General features: G+C 62.0%; 20 protein-coding genes. 12 read left to right on the top strand and 8 right to left on the bottom strand.

The window, feature by feature from the left end; genetic code table 11:
• Window positions 1-24: 24 nt before the first annotated feature.
• The 6 genes from PMI26_RS18950 (at window position 25) to PMI26_RS18975 (ending at window position 4,918) form a co-directional block, all read left to right on the top strand.
• Entirely contained in the window at window positions 25-270 is a 246-nt protein-coding gene (locus tag PMI26_RS18950) for a 4Fe-4S dicluster domain-containing protein (RefSeq protein ID WP_003180418.1), read from the top strand.
• A gap of 235 nt (window positions 271-505) precedes the next feature.
• On the top strand, window positions 506-1,912 hold the full coding sequence (locus PMI26_RS18955; RefSeq protein ID WP_007973337.1) for an ABC transporter substrate-binding protein: 1,407 nt from the start codon (window positions 506-508) through the stop codon (window positions 1,910-1,912).
• Between the two features lie 141 nt (window positions 1,913-2,053).
• Window positions 2,054-2,836 carry an ABC transporter permease gene (locus PMI26_RS18960; RefSeq protein ID WP_007973336.1) on the top strand — a complete coding sequence of 261 codons (783 nt, stop codon included), beginning with the start codon at window positions 2,054-2,056 and terminating at the stop codon, window positions 2,834-2,836.
• On the top strand, window positions 2,836-3,684 hold the full coding sequence (locus tag PMI26_RS18965; RefSeq protein WP_007973334.1) for an ABC transporter ATP-binding protein: 849 nt from the start codon (window positions 2,836-2,838) through the stop codon (window positions 3,682-3,684). The genes PMI26_RS18960 and PMI26_RS18965 overlap by 1 nt, the downstream gene beginning before the upstream one ends.
• Entirely contained in the window at window positions 3,681-4,643 is a 963-nt protein-coding gene (locus tag PMI26_RS18970; RefSeq protein WP_007973332.1) for a HEAT repeat domain-containing protein, read from the top strand. Before PMI26_RS18965 ends, PMI26_RS18970 begins: the two co-directional genes overlap by 4 nt.
• Window positions 4,640-4,918, top strand: coding sequence for a DUF971 domain-containing protein (locus PMI26_RS18975; RefSeq protein WP_007973331.1), 279 nt, complete (start codon window positions 4,640-4,642; stop codon window positions 4,916-4,918). Before PMI26_RS18970 ends, PMI26_RS18975 begins: the two co-directional genes overlap by 4 nt.
• A gap of 69 nt (window positions 4,919-4,987) precedes the next feature.
• On the opposite strand, the gene PMI26_RS18980 is transcribed toward PMI26_RS18975, so the two are convergent.
• Window positions 4,988-5,707 carry an AAA family ATPase gene (locus PMI26_RS18980; RefSeq protein WP_007973330.1) on the bottom strand — a complete coding sequence of 240 codons (720 nt, stop codon included), beginning with the start codon at window positions 5,705-5,707 and terminating at the stop codon, window positions 4,988-4,990.
• Between the two features lie 651 nt (window positions 5,708-6,358).
• On the opposite strand from PMI26_RS18980, the gene PMI26_RS31355 reads away from it, so the two are divergent.
• From PMI26_RS31355 to PMI26_RS19000, 5 genes are all read left to right on the top strand, one after another.
• The gene (locus PMI26_RS31355; protein ID WP_157222261.1) at window positions 6,359-6,517 is read left to right on the top strand and encodes a hypothetical protein; all 159 of its coding nucleotides are present in this window, start codon (window positions 6,359-6,361) and stop codon (window positions 6,515-6,517) included.
• Window positions 6,518-6,945: 428 nt separating this feature from the next.
• Window positions 6,946-7,563, top strand: coding sequence for a transcriptional repressor LexA (gene lexA / locus PMI26_RS18985; protein WP_007973328.1), 618 nt, complete (start codon window positions 6,946-6,948; stop codon window positions 7,561-7,563).
• Window positions 7,563-8,180, top strand: a complete 618-nt coding sequence (imuA, locus tag PMI26_RS18990) for a translesion DNA synthesis-associated protein ImuA (RefSeq protein ID WP_007973327.1) — start codon at window positions 7,563-7,565, stop codon at window positions 8,178-8,180. The genes lexA and imuA overlap by 1 nt, the downstream gene beginning before the upstream one ends.
• 7 nt (window positions 8,181-8,187) lie before the next feature.
• A complete protein-coding gene (locus tag PMI26_RS18995) occupies window positions 8,188-9,603 on the top strand; it encodes a Y-family DNA polymerase (protein ID WP_007973326.1) in 1,416 nt (471 codons plus the stop codon).
• Entirely contained in the window at window positions 9,579-12,677 is a 3,099-nt protein-coding gene (locus tag PMI26_RS19000; protein WP_162130274.1) for an error-prone DNA polymerase, read from the top strand. The genes PMI26_RS18995 and PMI26_RS19000 overlap by 25 nt, the downstream gene beginning before the upstream one ends.
• A 120-nt stretch (window positions 12,678-12,797) precedes the next feature.
• On the opposite strand, the gene PMI26_RS19005 is transcribed toward PMI26_RS19000, so the two are convergent.
• The 7 genes from PMI26_RS19005 to PMI26_RS19035 all read right to left on the bottom strand — a co-directional run bounded on the left by PMI26_RS19005 (window position 12,798) and on the right by PMI26_RS19035 (window position 20,182).
• The gene (locus tag PMI26_RS19005) at window positions 12,798-13,460 is read right to left on the bottom strand and encodes a flavin reductase family protein (RefSeq protein WP_007973324.1); all 663 of its coding nucleotides are present in this window, start codon (window positions 13,458-13,460) and stop codon (window positions 12,798-12,800) included.
• 12 nt (window positions 13,461-13,472) lie between these two features.
• Window positions 13,473-14,960, bottom strand: coding sequence for an amidohydrolase family protein (locus PMI26_RS19010; RefSeq protein ID WP_007973323.1), 1,488 nt, complete (start codon window positions 14,958-14,960; stop codon window positions 13,473-13,475).
• The gene (locus tag PMI26_RS19015; protein ID WP_007973322.1) at window positions 14,957-16,153 is read right to left on the bottom strand and encodes an amidohydrolase family protein; all 1,197 of its coding nucleotides are present in this window, start codon (window positions 16,151-16,153) and stop codon (window positions 14,957-14,959) included. Before PMI26_RS19015 ends, PMI26_RS19010 begins: the two co-directional genes overlap by 4 nt.
• 140 nt (window positions 16,154-16,293) lie before the next feature.
• Window positions 16,294-17,376 carry an extracellular solute-binding protein gene (locus PMI26_RS19020; protein ID WP_007973321.1) on the bottom strand — a complete coding sequence of 361 codons (1,083 nt, stop codon included), beginning with the start codon at window positions 17,374-17,376 and terminating at the stop codon, window positions 16,294-16,296.
• A 16-nt stretch (window positions 17,377-17,392) separates the two neighbouring features.
• Complete coding sequence (locus PMI26_RS19025; RefSeq protein ID WP_007973320.1) at window positions 17,393-18,181, bottom strand: ABC transporter permease; 789 nt, start codon at window positions 18,179-18,181, stop codon at window positions 17,393-17,395.
• Window positions 18,178-19,095, bottom strand: a complete 918-nt coding sequence (locus tag PMI26_RS19030; protein WP_007973317.1) for an ABC transporter permease — start codon at window positions 19,093-19,095, stop codon at window positions 18,178-18,180. Before PMI26_RS19030 ends, PMI26_RS19025 begins: the two co-directional genes overlap by 4 nt.
• Window position 19,096: 1 nt before the next feature.
• Window positions 19,097-20,182, bottom strand: coding sequence for an ABC transporter ATP-binding protein (locus tag PMI26_RS19035; protein WP_007973315.1), 1,086 nt, complete (start codon window positions 20,180-20,182; stop codon window positions 19,097-19,099).
• Window positions 20,183-20,322: 140 nt separating this feature from the next.
• Between PMI26_RS19035 and PMI26_RS19040 the strand changes: the two genes are divergently transcribed.
• Window positions 20,323-21,012, top strand: a complete 690-nt coding sequence (locus PMI26_RS19040) for a GntR family transcriptional regulator (protein WP_007973313.1) — start codon at window positions 20,323-20,325, stop codon at window positions 21,010-21,012.
• The last annotated feature ends 153 nt before the right edge of the window (window positions 21,013-21,165 follow it).

Below are 21,165 nucleotides of genomic sequence, written 5' to 3'. Positions count from 1 at the left end.
CCGACCACAAAAGAGAGACCGAACATGGCTTACCAACCCCAGGAAATCTTCTTCCGCTCCAACGCACCGGTCACGGTCGATGAGGACAAATGCATCGCCCACAAAGGCTGCACCGTGTGCGTCGACGTTTGCCCGATGGACCTGCTGGCGATCAACCCGGCCACGCAAAAGGCCTACATGGCGTTCGACGAATGCTGGTACTGCATGCCCTGTGAAAAGGACTGCCCGACCGGGGCGGTGAAAGTCGAAATCCCGTACCTGCTGCGCTGAAACACCGTCCCTGTGGGAGCGAGCCTGCTCGCGAAGAGGCCGGCACAGGCGACACCTCAATGACTGATCGGACGCCTTCGCGAGCAGGCTCGCTCCCACAGTGAATCGAGTTCAAACAACCCAAAACGCCATCCGGCAACCACCGGACGCCTGATCCAGAACACCCCTCGTTTCCCACCACGCCCTGATCGTGGCGGAGACGAACATCCAATAAATGATTCGAGGGGAAACACTCATGATGTTGCGTGCAGCTTTGGCCGGTCTGGTACTGGCTTCCTTCACCCTGTCGGCCTCGGCCGAAACCATCCGCATTGCCATCGGCACCCAGGACACCACCATCAACTGCGCCGCCGGCGGCCTGTTGATACGCGAGCTCGGCCTGCTGGACAAATACCTGCCCCACGACGGCCCTTACAAAGACGCCCAATACGAGGTGCAGTGGAAAAACTTCACCAGCGGCGCACCGCTGACCAATGAGATGGTCGCCGGCAAACTCGACTTCGGCGCCATGGCTGATTTCCCCGGCGCGTTCAACGGCGTGGCCTTCGAAACGGCGGGCAAGCACAGCCTGTTCATCAGCGTGTTGTCGGGCAGCACCAAGGGCAGTGGCAACGGCATCGTGGTGCCGAGCGCGTCGGGCGTGCAGTCGCTGGCCGAACTCAAGGGCAAGACGATTTCCGTGCCGTTCGCTTCCACCGCCCATGGCATGCTGCTGCGCGCTGTCGCGGCCCAGGGCTGGGACCCGCTCAAGGACGTGAACATCATCGCCCAGCCGCCGGAAGTCGCCGGCTCCGCGTTGCAGGCCGGCAAGATCGATGCTCACGCCGACTTCGTACCCTTCGCCGAGCTGTTCCCCAGCCGTGGTTTCGCCCGCAAGATCTATGACGGCTCCCAGGCCGATGCGCCGACCTTCCACGGTGCGCTGGTGGATCAGGCCTATGCGAAAAAGTACCCGGAAATCGTCGTCGCCTACCTGCGGGCGAGCATCGAAGCCAACCAGTTGCTGGCGGCTGAACCGGAGAAATACAGCGAGTTGATCGCCAAGGTCACCGGGGTCGATGCCGAGGTCAACTACCTGTTCCATGGCCCCCTCGGCGTGCAGACCCGCGACCTGAGCTGGAAGCCGGAATACCGCCAGGCCGTGGGCACCGCCATCGATACCCTCAAGCTCTTGAAGAAGGCCGATCGCGGGCTCGATCTCAACACCTTCATCGACGACCAGTACATCCGCGCCGCCTTCAAGGCTTCGAACCTGGACTACAGCGCGCAGCTTGGAAATTACCAGCAGACGCCGCTCAAGGCCGTCGATGCGGCAAGCGGCAAAGCCATCACCGACTTCAGCCATGTGGCGGAAATCTGGGTGCGTGGCGAGCCGAAAGTCCGTCAGTACGCCTCGGCGGAATCGGCATTTACCGCGCTGACAGCGTTGAAACAGGAAGGCAAGAACATCCGCGCGGTGTACACCCAGGCCAGCGACAGCGGGATCAAGTTGCTGGCGGATCAGGCGTGGTTTGCCACCGACGGGAAAGGGCGGCTGAGCGCGTTCCTGCTCAAAGGCCAGGCCCAACAGTTCGCCACCGCCCAGGGCGGGAAGGTATTCGACTTCACCGATGCCACGACCCAGGCCGTGGCCGCCCGCTAACCCCCAAACACCACGGTTCCCTGTAGGAGCTGCCGAAGGCTGCGATCTTTTGATCTTGCTCTTCGGCAATCGTGAAGCCGTCAAAAGATCGCAGCCTTCGGCAGCTCCTACAAGGGTTGTGATTGCCATCGGGAAATGTGTATGTCCGGATCATTCTTACGCTGGATCCCCAGAGCCGCTTCACTGCTGCTCTGCCTGCTGTTCTGGCAACTCGCCGCCAGCCACCACTGGAACCTCGGCCTGGTGACCTTCGCCAACGTCCCGACACCCTTGGCGGTCATTGAAGCCGCTCTTGGCCTCGGCGACTCGGGCAAACTCGTCCAGCACCTGGGCAGCAGTCTCGGCCGGGTATTCGCCGGCTACCTCGCGGCGCTGATCATAGGCGTGGCCCTGGGCCTGGCCATCGGCCGCTCGAAATGGGCCGAAGATCTGTTGCTGCCGCCCCTGGAAGTCCTGCGGCCGATTCCGGCCGTGGCCTGGATTCCCCTGGCGATCCTGATGTTTCCTTCGTCGGAACTGTCGATGGTGTTCATCACCTTCACCGGCGCCCTGTTCCCGATCCTGCTCAACACCGTGCATGGCGTCGAAGGCGTCGACCCACGGCTGATCGCCTCGGCGAAAAGCCTCGGGGCAGGGCGCCGGGCCATCCTGCTGGAGGTCGTTCTGCCAGGCGCGGCGCCGAGCATCATCACCGGCCTGGCCATCGGCATGGGCACCTCATGGTTCTGCCTGGTGACGGCGGAAATGATCTCCGGCCAATTCGGCATCGGCTATTACACCTGGGAGTCCTACACCATCCAGAACTACGCCGACATCGTCGTCGGCATGTTGCTGATCGGCGTGCTCGGCATGGGCAGCAGCCTGTTGATCAAACGCCTGGGCGGGCTCTTCACGCCTTGGCACCGACCGCGAGGAAAAGCCTGATGAGCGTTTTTCAACACCTGGAAGGACGTATCGATATCCGTGGGTTGTCGATCAGCCTGGGCGAGGGCCACGGGGCTTTCGAAGCGGTGCAGGGCCTCGACTGCCAGATCGAACCGGGGCAGTTCGTGTGCATCCTCGGGCCGTCCGGTTGCGGTAAATCCACCTTGCTCGGGGCGCTGGCCGGCCACCTGCAACCGCGTACCGGCAGCTTGAACGTGGATGGCGCGCCGGTGTCGGGACCATCGCCACAACGGGGCATGGTGTTCCAGCAGCACACGCTGTTTCCGTGGCGCACGGTGCGTGACAACGTGGCGTTCGGCTTGAAAATGCAAGGCATCGGCAGGTCCGAACGGCACAAGGCGGCGGATGAAATCCTCGCCCTGGTGGGCCTCGAAGGGTTTGCCGGGCGCTGGCCCGACCAACTGTCCGGCGGCATGCAGCAGCGGGTCGAAATCGCCCGGGTGCTGGTCAACCGTCCGCGCCTGTTGCTGATGGACGAGCCCTTCGGCGCCCTCGATGCCCTGACCCGGTTGAACATGCAGGAACTGTTGCTGGACATCTGGACGCGCATCCGCACCACCGTGGTGTTTGTCACCCATGACATCGACGAAGCGCTGTTCCTCGCCGACCGCTTGCTGGTCATGAGCTCGCGCCCCGGGCGAATCATCGAAGACCTGCGCCTGGACTTCCCCCGGCCGCGCAGCACGGAGCTGATGACCCGCCCTGAATTCTCGCATCTGAAGCGCCATTGCCTCGAACTCCTGCGGCACGAAGACGGCCGGCAACTGCCGCGCCTGAACCCGCTCGGACTTCCCCCTGAAAACAAACTGCCGCGATTTGCCCTATGACCTCTCTATTTCATGTAACCGATAACGACGACATTCTGGCCCTGCAACCACGTCTGACCGATGACGACCCCGGCGTACGCCGGATCGCGCTGATCGAACTGGCCGATCTCGAGGAGCCGGACGGCCTGCTGTGGTTGATCGATCGACTGGCCGAAGACCCGATAGCCGAGGTCCGCGCTGAAGCCGCCCGGTTGCTGGAAGCCTGGGAGGACGCGCCCGTGGTCGAAGCCTTGTGCCAGGCCCTGACGGATCCATCCCCGGCGGTGCAGGCGGCCGCTGCGCAAAGCCTCAGCCTGCTCAAGAGCGAAGCGGCGGGCCGGGTCATTCTGCCGTGGACCGGGCATGCCGACAGCGGCGTACGCATTGCCGCGTTCCGGGCGTTGCGCGAGTTGCGTTGCCCCGATGCCGCCGCAGCGGCTGCCGCTGCATTGGGCGATGAAAGCGCCAGCGTGCGCCGCGAGGCGGTGGGCGTACTCGGCTGGCTCAAGCAGCTTGATGCCTTGCCGGCACTGGCGCGACTGGCCAGCGCCGACCCGGACACCGACGTGCGGCGGGCCGCCACCGGGGCGCTGGGCCTGGCGTCTGACGCCCAGGTGCTGCCAGCCCTGCGCCAGGCCTTGCGGGACGCTGCCTGGCAAGTCCGCGAAGAAGCCGCCACCACCCTGGGCAAGGTCGGCCACCCCGACGCCGGCCCGGCCTTGGTCAACGCCTTGGGTGACGATTACTGGCAGGTGCGTCTGCGCGCCACCCGCAGCCTCGGTCGCTTGCGTTATGGACCGGCGCTCGAAGCGCTGATCGACACCCTCGGCCACCGCATCAGCAACCTGCGCAAGGAAGCCGCGCTGGCCCTCGGCGAACTGAACGACCCACGGGCCATTGCGCCATTGCAGGCCGCACAACACGACGGCGACCCGGAAGTGCGCAAGGCCGTGCGCATTGCCTTGAGTCAACTGCAATGAATCCGCTGGCGATTGGCAATTCCCGTATCAAACAGCAGTTGCGACTGAACTGGCCCGATGGTCGTGAACAACTGCTGGACCACGCCGAGTTGCGCCGGCAGTGCCCGTGTTCGCAGTGTCGGGCGTTTCGGCTGCGGGGGATGGCGCCGTTGGTGGATGCCCGGGTGTGCGTTATCGAACTGAACCCGCAGGGCTATGGCCTGCAACTGGTCTTCAACGATGGGCATGAGCGGGGGATTTATCCGTGGGCGTATCTGGCTGGACTTACCGACTGAATCGAATTCCATTCCTCATCGGGAGTGGTCGCGGTCTGCGGCAGCTCCCCCGCGTGCGCTTCCAGTGGTTTATGTTGCGAATACAGGTTCAGTAACGGCCCGGATAAACGCATCGTCCACAGTCTTTACTCCATACTTTTGCATGAACTCACGGCCGTTGTTAAAGCGATTGAAGCGTTGCTGGCTGATCATATAAAAATAATCACAATGGTTAATGACTTCATCAACATTGTGCGAGGAAACCAGAATGGCGGTGCCCTCCCTGGCAGCGCCGTGAAGACATTGCCAAATATAGTGACGAAATTCGGGATCTACACCGGCAGTAGGTTCGTCGAGAATCACAAAGTCTGCAGAAATTGAAAGAAGGGAAAGCGTAAAGAACCAGCGTGTCTCTCCGTAGCTGCATAGCGATGATTTTTTGTTCCATATGTCCTGGTATCGGTCAACTATCGCTGGGCTCCAGGTACTTAGTTTTTTCAGGGTTTTATCTTGCGTCATGGGCTCGTTTGATGACAGCGCAGATACCATTTTAAAAATGTCACGCATGCGCAGCGGTGGGGGCGTGGAGATGATTTGGGAAAGGTATAAAAAGCGACTGAAGTCGTTTTTTATGAAGCCGGATTTTGCTTTTTTAAGGTCGCAGACGATATCGAAAAAAGTTGTTTTTCCAGATCCGTTGGGCCCCAGAATGCCGACAATGTCGCCTTGAGCAACCTCAAGAGATGCCCGGGTCAAGAGGGGCGTGTCTGTATAGGAGAAGTCAATGTTCTGCGCCGTGAATTTTTTCATCAGTACCGGCTCCATACGGGATTGATTCTTAGGTGTTTGAACGTTTTGTACAGTACAAAAATAAACAAAAGAACTATTGCAGCTGTGATGAGTTTGTTGGATTCAAGGCCTTGTTCCATTATTTGGCTTGCAAGTGTCAGTGGGTTTGCGAGGTTCAATACGTCGGTGATGGGGGTTGGTCTACTGGCACTCATTACACCGAGGATCAACATGCAGAACGAAAAAATGGAAAGCAAAGTGTTCGAGTTCTGGAAATTGATCGGTAGCAATGAGAAGGCAGCCCCGAGAGCACAAAACATGATAAAGCAGATGTAAAAGCGTAGTGCGAGATTCAGTAGTTCATTGAGGGCGTAGTTTCCAAATGGAAGCTTGGTCGTCAAGTAAAAGGTTGCGCAATAAGATATTGATATTAGCGAGTAGGCAATGAAGTGCGATAAAAGAAAAATCAGTTTTGATTCCCTGGAGTAAATGAATGATCTAGTGAATCCGCTTTCCCTTCTTCCAATTATGTAAAAGGCGAATCCGAATAGTGCGACACTTGAAGAGATGTAGGCATAAAACCATGCCGAAATCGTAATGTAATTGCTGGAGAAATAGTTGGGGTCTTGCCTGGTTGTTGCAAAAAAATAGAACATTGCACAAGGGGATATCATGATCCAGAAAAAGGCGATGGGTTCTTTTAGTTGTTCTTTGATGAATATGGAGGTTAGGGAGAGCACTCTGGGTAAAATGTTTTTAGTCATTGGCTGGTATCGCCCTGAGGTTGTTTTTTTAGTTCGTTTTTGTTTGTGGTTTGCTGTCGGGTATTGATTAGTTGATTTTGGCGTTGGGTGCAAGTGATGTTGTAGGGGGTTTCTTATGGCTTTTTAAGATATCTCCTACATGTGATTGGGGAACTTAATGGTTCTAGTGGGTGCGGGTTCAAATGTGGATCCGTGGAATTCCTTTTTGAAACGGTGTTTTAGTTTTCGGCACACAGAAATGATCTTGCTATTCTGAGTAAAGTATTTCTGTAGGAGTCAGTGCGCGTTTTATACTTTTGTATGGATTTTTATTTTCTTCAAATGCTGATTTTTTCAGAAAGGCGACGAGCGGCAGGTGGACTCCCTGATTGAACCGGCCTCCTGTAGGAGCTGCCGCAGGCTGCGATCTTTTTGCTATGGTCCCAAGAGATCGCAGCCTCGTTTCACTCGACAGTTCCTACAAGTCCTTGCCAGGTAAATGCTGAAAGAGTACAAATGTACTCCATGACGACTCTGACTCCCCGCCGTACCGCCATCCTGACCTTCATCCGCGATCGCATCGCCGAGCACGGTCAGCCTCCGAGCCTCGCCGAGATCAGCGAGGCGTTCGGTTTCGCCTCCCGCAGTGTGGCGCGCAAGCATGTGCTGGCGCTGACCGAAGCCGGGTTTATCGAGGTCAACCCGCATCAGGCCCGGGGCATTCGCCTGCTCGGGCAGCCGCCGCGTCCCGAGTTGCTGGACATCCCGGTGCTTGGTCGGGTGGCGGCTGGTGCGCCGATCGGGGTCGATGCGCAAATCCATAGCCGCTTGCTGCTCGATCCGTCGATCTTCTCGCGGGTGCCGGACTACATGTTGCGGGTGCGCGGTGATTCGATGATCGAGGACGGCATTCTCGACGGCGATCTGGTAGGCGTGCACCGCAACCCCGAGGCGCTCAACGGCCAGATCGTCGTGGCGCGTCTCGACGGTGAAGTCACCATCAAGCGCTTCGAGCGGGTCGGCGATGTGGTTCGCCTGCTGCCGCGCAACCCGGCCTACCAGCCGATCATTGTGCACGCCGATCAGGACCTGGCCATCGAAGGCGTGTTCTGTGGCCTGGTGAGGCAAGGCTGATGGGTGCCGTCGTTGCGCTGGATACGCTGTTCAATGGCGGCCAGGTCTGGAGGGGCCGGCCTGCGCCGCCGGCCGCCAGCCCGCAGCCTACCGGGCATGCGGCACTGGACGCGGCATTGCCCAGCGGCGGCTGGCCGGAGGCGGCGCTGACGGAAATCCTGCTGGCCGGGCAGGGCGTGGGTGAGTTGCAACTGGTGTGGCCGACGCTGGCACGGCTGTCGGCGGCGGGCGAACGCATCGTGCTGGTGGCGCCGCCTTATGTGCCGTATCCCCAGGCGTGGCAGGGCGCCGGGGTCGATCTGCGTCAGCTGTCGATCATCCGGGCCAGCGAGCGCGATGCGCTGTGGGCCGCGGAGCAATGCCTGCGTTCGGGCAGTTGCGGCGCGGTGCTGTGCTGGCCGCACAAGGCCGATGACCGCGCCTTGCGTCGTTTGCAGGTGGCGGCGGAAACCGGCCAGACCCTGGCCTTCGCCTATCGTCCCCTCAGTGAAGCGATCAACCCTTCGCCGGCAGCCCTGCGCATCGCCATCGATGCCCGGCCGGCACAGCTGCGCGTGCTCAAGTGCCGTGGCGGCCTGGCCCGTTCGGCGCCGATTGCCTTCGCCGTGGGGCATTGAGGTTGCCATGCGCTGGGTCTGCATTGTTTTCCCGCAACTGGCGCTGGACGCGGCATTGCGTCAGCGCACCGATCCTGATGAACCCCTGGCGTTGCTGACCGGCCCGGCCCAGCGTCGGGTGCTGCAGGCCGTCAACGCTGCGGCGCGGGCGCTGGGTTTGCGTCCCGGCCAGTCCATGAGCGCGGCACAGGCCTTGAGCAAGGGGTTTGCCACGGCTGAATACGACGCCAGTGAAATCGAGCGCTGGCAGCAGTTTCTCGCCGCTTGGGCCTATCGCTTCAGTTCCCAGGTCAGCGTGCATTACCCCCGGGCCGTGGTGTTCGAGATCGAATCCAGTCTTGGCCTGTTTGGCGCCTGGCCGCAATTCGAAGCGCTTTTGCGCCGTGAGCTCGGCGAACTGGGGTTTCGGCACCGCATCGTGGCCGCGCCCAACCCGGTGGCGGCGCGGGTGCTGGCCAACGCCTATGACGGCCTGGTGGTACCGGATGATCAAGCCTTGCAGCATCACCTGGGGCAGATGCCCGTCGACCGGATCGGCCTCGAAGCACAGGTTGCCACGGCCTTGTCGCGCATGGGCCTGCGCACCTTGAGCCAGGTGCAGGCGTTGCCCCGACATAGCCTGGCCCGGCGTTTCGAGGCCCAGGTGCTCAAGCATCTGGATGCGTTGCTTGGCACGCGGCGGCTGGCGCTGGCCTTTTACCTGCCGCCGGACCGCTTCGATGTGCGTATCGAGCTCAATTTCGATGTGCAGTCCCATCAAGCCCTGCTGTTTCCGTTGCGCCGGTTGACGGGCGACCTGTCGGCGTTCCTCTGCGGTCGCGACAGCGGCGTACAGCGTTTCGACCTGCATCTGGAGCACGCCGGGTTGCCGGATACGCTGATCAAGGTCGGCCTGCTCAGCGCCGAGCGTGATCCGGCGATGCTCTTCGAACTGGCCCGGGGGCGGTTGGAGCAAGTCCAGGTCGAGGCGCCGGTGCGCGGCTTTCGCTTGTGTGCCGAGGATTTGCCGACCTTCGTGCCCCAGCATCAGGAGCTGTTCGACGATCGCCCGCAGCAGTCCTTGCCCTGGGAGCAACTGCGCGAACGCCTGCGGGCACGGCTGGGGGATGACGCGGTGCATGGCTTGCGCTTCCAGGCCGATCATCGCCCCGAGTGCGCGTGGCAGGCCAGTGCCGACAGCCAGCCGTGCGCAGCGCTGGGCGCCGTGAAGCGGCCGGGCTGGCTGCTGACCGAGCCGCTGGCCGTGCATCAGGGGTCGGCGCGCATCCTCATGGGGCCGGAGCGTATCGAGTCGGGTTGGTGGGACGGTGACGACGTACGCCGCGACTATTACCTGATCGAAACCCGTGCCGGCCAACAGGGCTGGGCCTACCGGGCGGTCGGCGAGGACGGCCCGTTGTGGTTGCAGGGCTGGTTCGCATGAGCCGCGACTATGCCGAATTGCACTGCCTGTCGAACTTCAGCTTCCAGCGCGGTGCCTCCAGTGCCCTCGAACTGTTCCAGCGCGCGAAAAAACAGGGTTACCAAGCCCTGGCGATCACCGACGAATGCACCCTGGCGGGCATCGTTCGTGCCTGGCAAGCGGCGAAGTCCGTGGAGTTGCCGCTGATCATCGGCAGTGAAATACGCATCGAGAACGGTCCGAAACTGGTGCTGCTGGTGGAGAGCCTCGAGGGCTATCAGGCGCTGTGCCGATTGATCACCCGTGCCCGGCGCCGTACGCAGAAAGGTCAGTATCAGGTGCTGCGCGAAGACTTCGGCGAACCGTTGCCGGGGCTGTTGGCGTTGTGGGTGCCGGACGCTGTCGATGCCTTTGCACAGGGCCACTGGCTCAAGCAGGTCTTCGGTGAACGCCTGTGGCTGGCGGTGCAGTTGCATCGCGGTCAGGACGATGGGCAACGCCTGAACGATTTGCTCACACTGGCTGGGGAACTGCGAATTCCCGCCGTGGCCAGTGGCGATGTGCACATGCACGCACGCGGGCGCCGGGCCTTGCAGGACACCATGACCGCTATCCGTCACCACCTGCCGGTGGCCGATGCCGGGTTGCGCCTGCACCCCAACGGCGAGCGCCATCTGCGCAGTCTCGATGTGCTGCAGGCGCTTTACCCGCCAGACTTGCTGGCGCAAACGCTGGTCATTGCCCGGCGCTGCACCTTCGACCTCGGCCAGCTTCGTTATCAATACCCCCGCGAACTGGTGCCGCAAGGGCACTCGGCCACCTCGTGGCTGCGTCATTTGACCGAGGAAGGCATCGAGTGGCGCTGGCCAAAAGGGCCGAAAAACGAAGTGTTGGTGCAGATCGATAAAGAGCTGCAACTGATCGCGGAGCTGGGCTATGAAAGTTATTTCCTGACGGTCCACGACATCGTCCGCTTTGCCCGCCAGCAACAGATTCTTTGTCAGGGTCGGGGTTCTGCCGCCAACTCGGCAGTGTGCTTCGCCCTGGGGATCACCGAAATCGATCCGGATCGCACCACGTTGCTGTTCGAGCGCTTTCTGTCCAGGGAACGTAACGAACCGCCGGACATCGATGTCGATTTCGAACATGAACGCCGCGAAGAAGTCTTGCAGTACGTGTTCCAGCGTTATGGCCGGGCCCGCGCCGCGCTGACGGCGGTGGTCAGCACTTACCACGCCGCCGGTGCGGTACGGGATGTGGCCAAGGCATTGGGCTTGCCGCCGGACCAGATCAACGCCCTGGCCGATTGCTGCGGTCACTGGAGCGATGAAACGCCCCCCGTCGAGCGCCTGCGCGAAGGTGGTTTTGACCCGCAGAGCCCGGTGCTGCACCGGGTGCTGAGCCTGACGGGGCAGTTGATCGGCTTCCCCCGGCATTTGTCCCAGCACCCCGGCGGTTTCGTGATTTCCGAGCAGCCGCTGGACAGTCTGGTGCCGGTGGAAAATGCCGCCATGGCCGAGCGCACCATCATCCAGTGGGACAAGGATGATCTCGACGCCGTGGGCCTGCTCAAGGTCGATATCCTGGCGCTGGGCATGCTCAGCGCGATTCGTCGATGCTTCGATCTGCTGCGCCGGCACCGGGGCCTGGACCTGAGTCTGGCGACCATCCCGGCCGAGGATGCGGCCACCTACGAAATGATCGGTCGGGCCGACACCATCGGCGTGTTCCAGATCGAGTCCCGGGCGCAGATGTCGATGTTGCCGAGGCTCAGGCCCAAGACGTTTTACGATCTGGTGATCGAGGTTGCCATCGTTCGGCCGGGGCCGATCCAGGGCGGCATGGTGCACCCGTACCTGCGGCGACGGAACAAGGAAGAGCCGGAGGCGTATCCGTCGCCGGAACTGGAAGTGGTGCTCAAGCGCACCCTTGGCGTGCCGCTGTTTCAGGAGCAGGTGATGCAGATCGCCATCGTCGCCGCCGACTACAGCCCCGGCGAGGCCGATCAGCTACGCCGCTCCATGGCCGCCTGGAAACGTCATGGCGGGCTCGAACCGCACAAGGAGCGGCTGGCCGCCGGCATGAAGAAAAACGGCTACACCGCCGAGTTCGCCGCGCAGATCTTCGAGCAGATCAAGGGCTTTGGCAGCTACGGTTTCCCCGAGTCCCACGCCGCCAGCTTTGCCTTGCTGACGTACGCCAGTTGCTGGTTGAAATGCCACGAGCCGGCGGCCTTCGCCTGTGCGCTGATCAACAGCTGGCCGATGGGGTTCTACAGCCCGGACCAGATTCTGCAGGACGTTCGGCGTCATCATTTGCAGGTTCGCCCGGTGGATGTGCGCGCCAGTGACTGGGACTGCAGCCTGGAACCGATCAGCGGTGCGCAACCGGCGATTCGCTTGGGGCTACGCATGATCAAGGGCTTTCGCGAGGACGATGCCCGACGCATCGAAGCGGCCCGCTCGCAAGGCGCGTTCGCCGACATCGCCGACCTCGGTGGGCGGGCGCGGCTCGATGCCCGCGCCCAGGAGCAACTGGCCGATGCCGGCGCGTTGCGTGGCCTGGCCGGCGACCGCCACCGGGCGCGCTGGGAAGTGGCGGGGGTGCAAAAGCAGCTGGGGTTGTTTGCCAGCCTGCCGAGCCAGGAGGAGGATGTGGTGGCGCTGCCCAAACCTACCGTGGGTGAGGACCTGCAAGCCGATTACGCCAGTGTCGGCACCACCCTCGGGCCGCATCCGCTGGCCCTGTTGCGGGGTGAGTTGAAGGCACGGCGCTGCCGCAGTTCGAAAGAATTGCTGGACGTCGAGCACGGTCGGCCGGTCAGCGTCGCCGGGCTGGTCACCGGCCGGCAACGCCCGGCCACCGCCAGCGGCGTGACCTTCGTCACCCTCGAGGACGAGTTCGGCAACGTCAACGTGGTGGTGTGGCGAGACCTGGCCGAGCGCCAGCGCCAGGTGCTGGTCGGCTCGCAGCTGCTCAAGGTCGATGGGCGCTGGGAGAAGGAGGGCGAGGTCCGGCATCTGATAGCCGGACGCTTGAGTGACCTGAGTGCGTTGCTCGATGGCATCACTGTGCGTAGCCGGGATTTTCACTGACGCCGCAAGCCTGTGGGAGCGAGCTTGCTCGCGATGACGGTTTTACAGTCAACATCTGCGCTGCCTGACAGACCGCTATCGCGAGCAAGCTCGCTCCCACAGGGTTTGTGTTAATGCCTGCTATTTGGCCAGTGGCCAAAACCGCTCGCCACCGCCCGGGGCATCCGTCCACGCCTGCAGCGAGCGCGTCGGCAAATCGAAGTAATCCCGCGTGCGCGCATAGCCATGCCCGCCCATGCGTCCGATCGCATCCAGCCCCAACTGATCGATGTACAGGGTTTTCGGGTCGATCAGTTCGTCACGCACATGCGCCATCAGCACTTCACCAAAGATGATCTCCCGGGATTGGCCGATGGACAGCGCCATCATCCGCCGGCACTCCAGCGCCACCGGGGCTTCGCCGATGCGCGGGCATTTGACCGTGGTGCCGGGGATGGCGGTGAGGCCAGCGGCGGTCAGTTCGTCGAAGCCGGGGGCGAAGGGCACGGCGCAGACGTTCATGGCCTCCACCAGCGCGTCGCTGACGATGTTCACGGTGAATTCCTGATTGAGCTGGATGTTGCGGGTGGTGTCCTTGGGGCTTTGGTCGCCGTAGTTTTCCACGCCAAGGGCGAGGATTGGCGGATCGGCCGACAGCGCATTGAAAAAGCTGAACGGCGCCGCGTTGATCCGGCCTTCGCCGTCGACGGTGGTGACCAGGGCAATCGGTCGTGGCACGACGCTGCCGATCAGAATCTTGTATTTGTCCCGTGGGCTCAGTGTGCTGAAGTCAAAGCTTTGCATAGGCAGAATTTCCTAAAGGAGAGGCTCGATCGCGCTCAGCGGCGTCTGTGCGCTGTAGTCATCGGCGAACGGGATGGCCGGCTGGAACAGGCTTTTCCAGTCCGGTTGGCCGAAGGCCCGGTCGCTGTGGCTGCGCATCAGTTTTTCGAATTGGCGTTGGGCCTGGCGTTGCAGGGCGGGGTAGTCGACGCCCTCGACCTGGCCGTCCTGCATCACGCAGCGACCATCGATGTAGCTGGCGATGCAGTCGTCGCCGCGACCGGCCAGTACAAGATTTTTCAGCGGGTCGAACAAAGGCCCCAGGTGCATCCCGCGCAGGTTGAACACGCTGATGTCGGCCTTGCAGCCCGGTGCCAGTCGGCCGAGATCGTCACGCCCCAGAGCCTTGGCGCCGCCAAGGGTCGCAGCGTTGTACATATCCAGTGTGCTGGTCAGCGAGTTGCCGCCCTCCATCAGCCGGGCGATGTTCAGGCCCTGGCGCATGTTGTCGAGCAAGTCCGCCGGCCAGGTGTCGGTACCGAGGGCGAAGTTGACGCCCTTGGCGCGATAGCGGCCAAACGAGTTCAATGCCTCGCCGTCCCGGGCAAACACCACCGGGCAATGCACCAGGCTCGCGCCGCCATCCACCATACGTTGCAGGTCGTCATCGCCGTGGGTGTAGATGCCGTGGGGCAGCAGGCTGCGTGGGGTCAGCAGCCCAAGCTGCTGCAACCAGCCCAGCGGCGAGGTGCCGCGCAGTTGCTCGACCATCGCCACTTCACCGAGGCCCTGACAACAGTGCAAACGCATCGGTGCGTTCAGTTCCCGGCTCAGCGCGGCAGTGCGTTGCAGCAGCGCCGGGGTGCAGGTCTGGATGCGATCGGGCAACAGTGCACCACGAATCAGGCCGTTGTTCGCGCCGTCGAAATCCCGGAAAAACCGTTCGGCGGCATCGAGGCCGGCCATGCCCCGGGCTTCGTCCCAGTGGTGCGCCAGGGTGCTATCGGCGCGCCAGTAACTCATGCCGCTCATGTAGCAGGGGCCCAGGTAAGTGCGCAGTCCCAGCTCGGCCGCCACGCCGGCCACCGCCGAGAACTCGTCGTAGGTCTCGGCCCACTCGCGGTAATACATCGAGGTGATCGGCATGGCCGTGGTGATGCCGTTGCGGATCAGTTGCGTGAAGGCGTAGCGGTATTTGAAGACTTCTTCTTCGGGGCTGTAACTTTCCCGGGATCCGCGCGCCAGATACTGCGCCGACCACATCCGACCCATGTTGCGCTCATCACCGTTGTCCAGGGTCAGTACCGTAGAATCAAGATCGCCAAGGGCATCCAGATCGATGAAACCGGGGCCGATCAACGCGTTGCCGTAATCGATCCACTGATCCACCGGGCCCGGATAACCGCGCCCGACAAACTCGATGCGCGAGCCTTCGAACACCACTTCGCCGTCGCGCCACAGCACATGCTGCGTGCCGTCGAAGCCGACCACGCAACTGGCCCGCAAGCCGATGCGCTTCACAGACGGCTTTCCAGCAAACGACCGCCCGCAGCGATCAAGCGACCCGCACGATAGACTTGACGCGGCGGTCGCGAAACCACCGCTTCACCCAACGTTTGCACGGGCATCAGCAGGAAGTCCGCTGGCTGGCCGATCTGCAGGCGATTGGCTGCGCGACCCAGCGCCTGGGCACCGTTGACAGTTGCCGCGTCGAACGCCGCCGCCAGTTCTTCGTCCTTGTTCAAATCGAAGCGGAACGCCAGCAGCATCGCGCGCTCCAGCATGTCGCCGTTGCCCATGGGCGACCAGGCGTCACGAATGCCGTCCGAGCCCAGGCAAAGATTCACGCCGGCTTCGCGCAGGGCCTGGAACGGCGGCACCGCGCAATCGGCCGGGGCCGAACTCATCAGCGAAACTCCCAGTGTCGCCAGGCGCTCGGCCACCGGTTTGACCTGGCTCCATGGCAGCATGCCGAGGCAGTAGGCATGGCTGATCATCACCCGGCCTTGGCGGCCGAAGCGCTCGGTGTAGTCGGCGATGAGCGCGATCTGCCACAGGCCCAGCTCGCCCTTGTCGTGCAGGTGAATGTCGACGCCACGGTCAAATTCGCTGGCCAGCTTGAAGACGAAATCCAGTTGGGCAATCGGGTCGTTGTCGATGCCACACGGGTCCAGTCCACCGACGTTCTCCACGCCCAGGGCCATGGCTTCGCGCATCAGTTCGGCGGTGCCGGGGCGGCTGATCAGCCCGGTTTGCGGGAACACCACCAGTTGCAGGTCGATCAGGTCGCGGTATTGTTCGCGCAGTTGCTGCATGGCCTCGACATGCCGCAGGCCGAACTCCGGGTCGATGTCGACGTGGCAGCGCATGGTCAGCGAGCCGCGGGCGATGCAGTTTTCCAGCAGGGCGCCGGCCCGTTGTGCAATCGGTGTGGTGACTTCGCGCAGGATGCGCCGTTCGTTGGCGATGTAGTCCTTGAGGGTCGGACCTGCGCTGTTGGGGCGCCAGGGCTGGCCCCAGAGGGTTTTGTCCAGGTGCACATGGCTTTCCACCAGGGCGGGGGTGAGCAACTGGTTCTCGCCGTCGATGTCGGTGGCGGCCAGGGCTTCGTTCGAAGCTGGGCGACGTTGGGTGAACCGGCCGTTTTCGATCAGCAGGTCTTCGGCGGGGGTGCCATAGGGGCGCACGTTGCGTAGCCAGCGGGGTTGATTCATTGCAAACCTCGATTTTTATGGTGTCTGGACGGGCCTCATCGCGAGCAAGCTCGCTCCCACAGGGACTTTGTGAACGCCGAAGATCCACTGTGGGAGCGAGCTTGCTCGCGATGGCCGCGACTCGGTTTCAAGTCAAACAATCAGCCCTTGAGCTTGGCCCAGATCCGGTCCTGCAGCTCCCGCGCCTTGTTGCTGCATTCCTTTTCAGGACGCAGGCGCGAGGCGAATTCGTCGGGCATGTTGATGGCATCCATCACCCGCCATTTGGCGTCGATCAGCTTGTCGCTCTGGATGCCGTTGTCGTAGGCGATGGCGTTGGACACGGCGGCGGCGTTTTCCGGTTTCATCATCCAGTCGATGAAAATCTTCGCGTTGCCGGGGTGTGGCGCGCTCTTGGGTACGGCGAAGTTGTCCTGGAACATCGCCAGGCCTTCCTTCGGATAGACGTACTTGATGGTGCTTTTTTGCAGGGTGGCGCGGGCAGTGGAGCCGTTCCAGTTCTGCATCATGATCACTTCGCCGGAGGCCATGCGGTCGACGGTGTTGTCCGAGCTGTACATCTTCAGGAAGGGTTTCTGTTTTTGCAGCAGTTCGAGGATGCGCTTGGCGTCCTGCGGGTTTTCGCTGCACTCGTCGACATTCAGGTAGTGGCTGGCGGCGTTGATCACGCTGCTGGAGGTGTCGAGGGCGGCGAGCTGGCCTTGCAGTTCCTTGCGCGGCTCGAAGAACTCTTTCCACGAGTCGTCGAGCTTGCCGCCGGGCACCCGGGCGCTGTCATAGGAGAACCCGGTGGTGCCCCACAGGTACGGTGCCGAGAACTTGCGGCCCGGGTCGAAGCTCGGGTCGCGGAACGCCGGTTTGACGTACTGGAAGTTGGGCAGGGTCGAGGCGTCGATTTCCAGCAGCAGGTCCTGGTTGATCAGGGTGCGCATGATCGATTGCGATGGCACGATCACGTCGTACGCCGCGCCGCCGGCCTGCAGTTTGGCCAGCAGGGTTTCGTTGCTGTCGTAGCCGTCCATGGTGACCTTGATGCCGGTCTCCTTTTCGAACTTGGCCAGCAGGTCGACCGGGTAATAATCGGTCCAGTTGTAGAAGAACAGCTCCTTGGGCTCGGCGGCCTGGGCGCTGGACGCAGCGAACGCGGTGAAGCAACTCAAGGCCAGACCGGCAACGGCGAAACTGGCAGCAGCAAAACGGGGGCTTTTCACTTTCTTGCTCATAAAGAAGTCTCCAGGCTCATTGTTGTTTGCCGCGCTGTCCCAGCCAGAAGGCCAGCACCACCAGCACGATGGATATCACCAGCATCAGGGTCGAAATCGCATTGATCTCCGGCGTCACGCCGGCCTTGATCGCCGAGAAGATGTACACCGGCAAGGTGGTCGAACCGGGACCTGCGACAAAGAAAGTCATGATGAAATCGTCGAGGCTGACCACGAACGCCAGCACCGAACCGGACAGCACCGCCGGCCACAGCAGCGGCAAGGTCACCCGGCGAAACACCTGCCAGGGGTTGGCGTACAGGTCGTTCGCCGCCTCCAGCAGGCTCTTGTCCAGGTCATTGAGGCGCGCGCGGATCGGCAGGTAGGCAAAGGGGATGCAAAAGCCGATGTGGGCGATGATCACCGTCAGCAGGCCGAGCTTGATTCCCAGCGCCATGAACAGCAGCAGGGTGGCGACGGCTGTGACGATTTCCGGCAGGATCAGCGGCAGGTTGATCCCGCCTTCGACCATTTTCTGTCCATAGAACGGCCGGTACGTCGCCAGCGCCGCGAGCAGGGCAATCGCCGTGGCGCAGACCGTGGCGATGCTGGCGACGATGATCGAGTTCAACGCCGCGGTCTGGATCGACGGGTTGGCCAGGATGCGTCCGTACCAGGCGAACGAAAACTCGGTCCACACCGTCGCCGAACGGTTGGCGTTGAAGCTGTAGGCGATCAGCACGAAAATCGGCAGGTACAGATAGGCCAGCATCAACAGGCTGACTTCACGGGTCAGCGGCAGCTTCTTCAGGTGCAGGGCAATCATGCTTGGGCTCCTGGGCGTTGGGTCTTGGCGGCATTGCGGCTATAGAGGGCGTAGAGCACCAGGGACAGCAACATGATCCCCAGCAGCAGGAACGACAGCGAACTGCCCAGCGGCCAGTTGCGCGCGGTGCCGAACTGCTGCTGGATCAGGTTGCCGATCATCAGCGTCTTGCCGCCACCGAGGATCGCCGGGGTAATGAAGGCACCCAGGCTCGGCACGAACACCAGCAAGGCACCGGCAATCACCCCCGGCATCGACAGCGGCAAGATGATCCGCCGCAACGCATGCCAGCGATTGGCGCCCAGGTCGTAGGCGGCTTCCACCAGGCGCCAGTCGAGTTTCTCCAGGGTCGAGTAGATCGGCAGGATCATGAACGGCAGGAAGCTGTAGACCAGGCCGACGCTGACCGCGAAATCGTTGTAGAGCAGGGTGATGCCGCCGGCCTGGGGGAACAGCGCGTTGAGGCTCTGGGCGACCCAGCCGTGTTCGCGCAGGATGATCAGCCACGCATAGTTGCGAATCAGCAGGTTGGTCCAGAATGGGATGGTGATCAGCAACACCATCAGGTTGCGCCGGCGCGGCGTCAGGCTCGACATCCACAACGCCACCGGGAAGCCGAACAGGAAACACAGGACCGTGGTGCCCCCGGCCTGGAACACCGAGCGCAACAACGCCTGGGCGTAGACCCAGTTCAGTTCCAGTTCGCCGTCGAAACCTTCCTGGAAGAACAGCTGCACATAACTTTGCAATTGCCAGTTGGCCTGCCAGTCGACGCCGCCATAGACGTTGCGCGGCAACAGGCTGATGTAGCCCATGATGCCCAGCGGAATGGCGATCAGGGCCAGCAGGGTCAGGACGACCGGGCTGAGCAACAGCGCGCGGTTGAGGGCCGGGGAAGTGCTGCTGACGCTCATCTCAGGCCTCCATCAGCAGGCAGGCGTGGGGAGGCAGGTTGACCGCGACGCGATCACCCACCACCCGCCCGTGGCTCAGGCCTTCGTTGTTCTCGCGCAGCATGACCTTGATGTCGTTGTTCAGGCGGCACTGATAGAGCGTGGCCGTGCCGACATACAGCACGGCCTCGATCACGCCGCGCAGGTGGTGGGGCTGCGACGGCTCGACCAGTTGCGAGCGCTCGGGGCGGAACGCCAGTTGCACCTTGCTGCCGTCAAAGCCCTGGGCCGGGCAGGGGATTTCCACGGGCATGCCGTTGGGCACGAAGAGCTTTTCGTTCTGCTGGCCGCGCTTGAGGTGCCCGGGGAGGAAGTTGATGTCGCCGATGAATTGCGCGACGAACTGGTGCTGCGGACGCTCGTAGATCTCGTTGGGCGTGCCGATTTGCAGGATCTTGCCGGCGGACATCACGGCGATGCGATCGGACAGGGTCAGCGCTTCTTCCTGATCGTGGGTGACGAAAATAAAGGTGATCCCGGCTTCTTTTTGCACGCGCTTGAGTTCGACCTGCATTTCCTTGCGCAGCTTGAGGTCGAGCGCCGACAGCGGCTCATCGAGCAACAGCACTTTCGGTTTCGGCGCCAGGGCCCGGGCCAGAGCCACCCTTTGCTGTTGGCCGCCGGACAGTTCGGCCGGTTTGCGTCTGGCCAGGTGCTGCATTTGCACCAGCGCGAGCATTTCCTCGACCCGCTGCGGGATCAGTTTGCGATCAAGGCCCTGCATCTCGAGGCCGAAGGCGATATTCTGCGCAACACTCATGTGCGGAAACAGCGCGTAACTCTGGAACACCGTGTTGACCCGTCGCTTGAACGGCGGCAAATCGTTGACCGGCTCGCCCGCGAGGCGGATCTCACCGTCGCTGACGTGCTCGAAGCCGGCAATGGTGCGCAGCAGGGTGGTCTTGCCACAGCCCGAGGGGCCGAGCAGGGTGAAGAATTCGTTGTCGGCGATGTCGACAGAAACATTGTCGAGGGCTGGCGCCAGCCCGGGGTCGTCGGAATATCGCTTGGAGACGTTTCGCACTTCAATTGCAACTGGATGACCCATAATGGTGCATTCCTCTAATTATTGTATGCAAAATCTGGATGCAATTTAGAAATACCCGGATTAACCTGCTCGTGCAAGTCCCTTTTTCAATGGCTGATCATTCGCCAGGGTCGTTTGCACAGGGCGCAAGGAGTTGATGAATGACGGAAAAGAAACTGGAAACCACGGTCGACCGCGTCTACCAAGGGGTTTACGAGGCGATCAGCAAGCGCTCGTTGCGTCCGGGGATGAAGCTGGGCGAAGCCTCGCTGGCCGAGCTGTTCAACGTCAGCCGCACGTCTGTGCGGGCTGCGCTCAAGCAGTTGGAGGCCGATGGGTTGGTCACCACCGAGCCCAATAAAGGTGCATCGGTGTCATTGCCCAGTGACGAGGAGATCCGCTCGCTGTTCGAAACCCGGCGCCTGGTCGAGATCGGTATCGTCAGTGAACTGTGCCGTCGCCGGGATACGGCGGTGACCCAGGACCTGCGCGATCACCTGCTGCTGGAAGATGAAGCGCATCAAAGCGGTGATCACGAACGGCTGATACACCTGCTCGGCGAGTTCCACATCAAACTGGCCCGCAGCCTGAACAACCCGGTATTGCTCGACTGGTTCCAGAAGCTGATTTCCCGGGCCTCGCTGTATGCCGCCGCGCTCGATGATGACAGCCACGAAGCCTGCCGCGACGATGAACACCTGCGGTTGATCGAGTACATAGAGGCGGGCAACCAGAGCGCGGCCATCGAGTTGACCTGCATGCATTTGAATGGCATCGAGAAGGCCATTCTCGATGTCGCGGCGACCCTGAAAAGCAGTTACAACCCGCTCAAGCATCTGATTGAGGTGTAGGAGCTGTCGAAGGCAAAAGTCAAAAGATCGCAGCCTGCGGCAGCTCCTACAGGGGCGCCCATTTCATTGCATCGGTTATACCTGCATCTGATTGAGGTGTAGGAGCTGCCGAAGGCTGCGATCTTTTAAAAGTCAAAATCAAAAGATCGCAGC

The organism is Pseudomonas sp. GM33, from assembly GCF_000282295.1.
Classification (GTDB): domain Bacteria; phylum Pseudomonadota; class Gammaproteobacteria; order Pseudomonadales; family Pseudomonadaceae; genus Aquipseudomonas; species Aquipseudomonas laurylsulfatiphila.
Note: the sequence above shows the minus strand (reverse complement) of the source record. Positions and strands in the feature narration are given on the sequence as shown.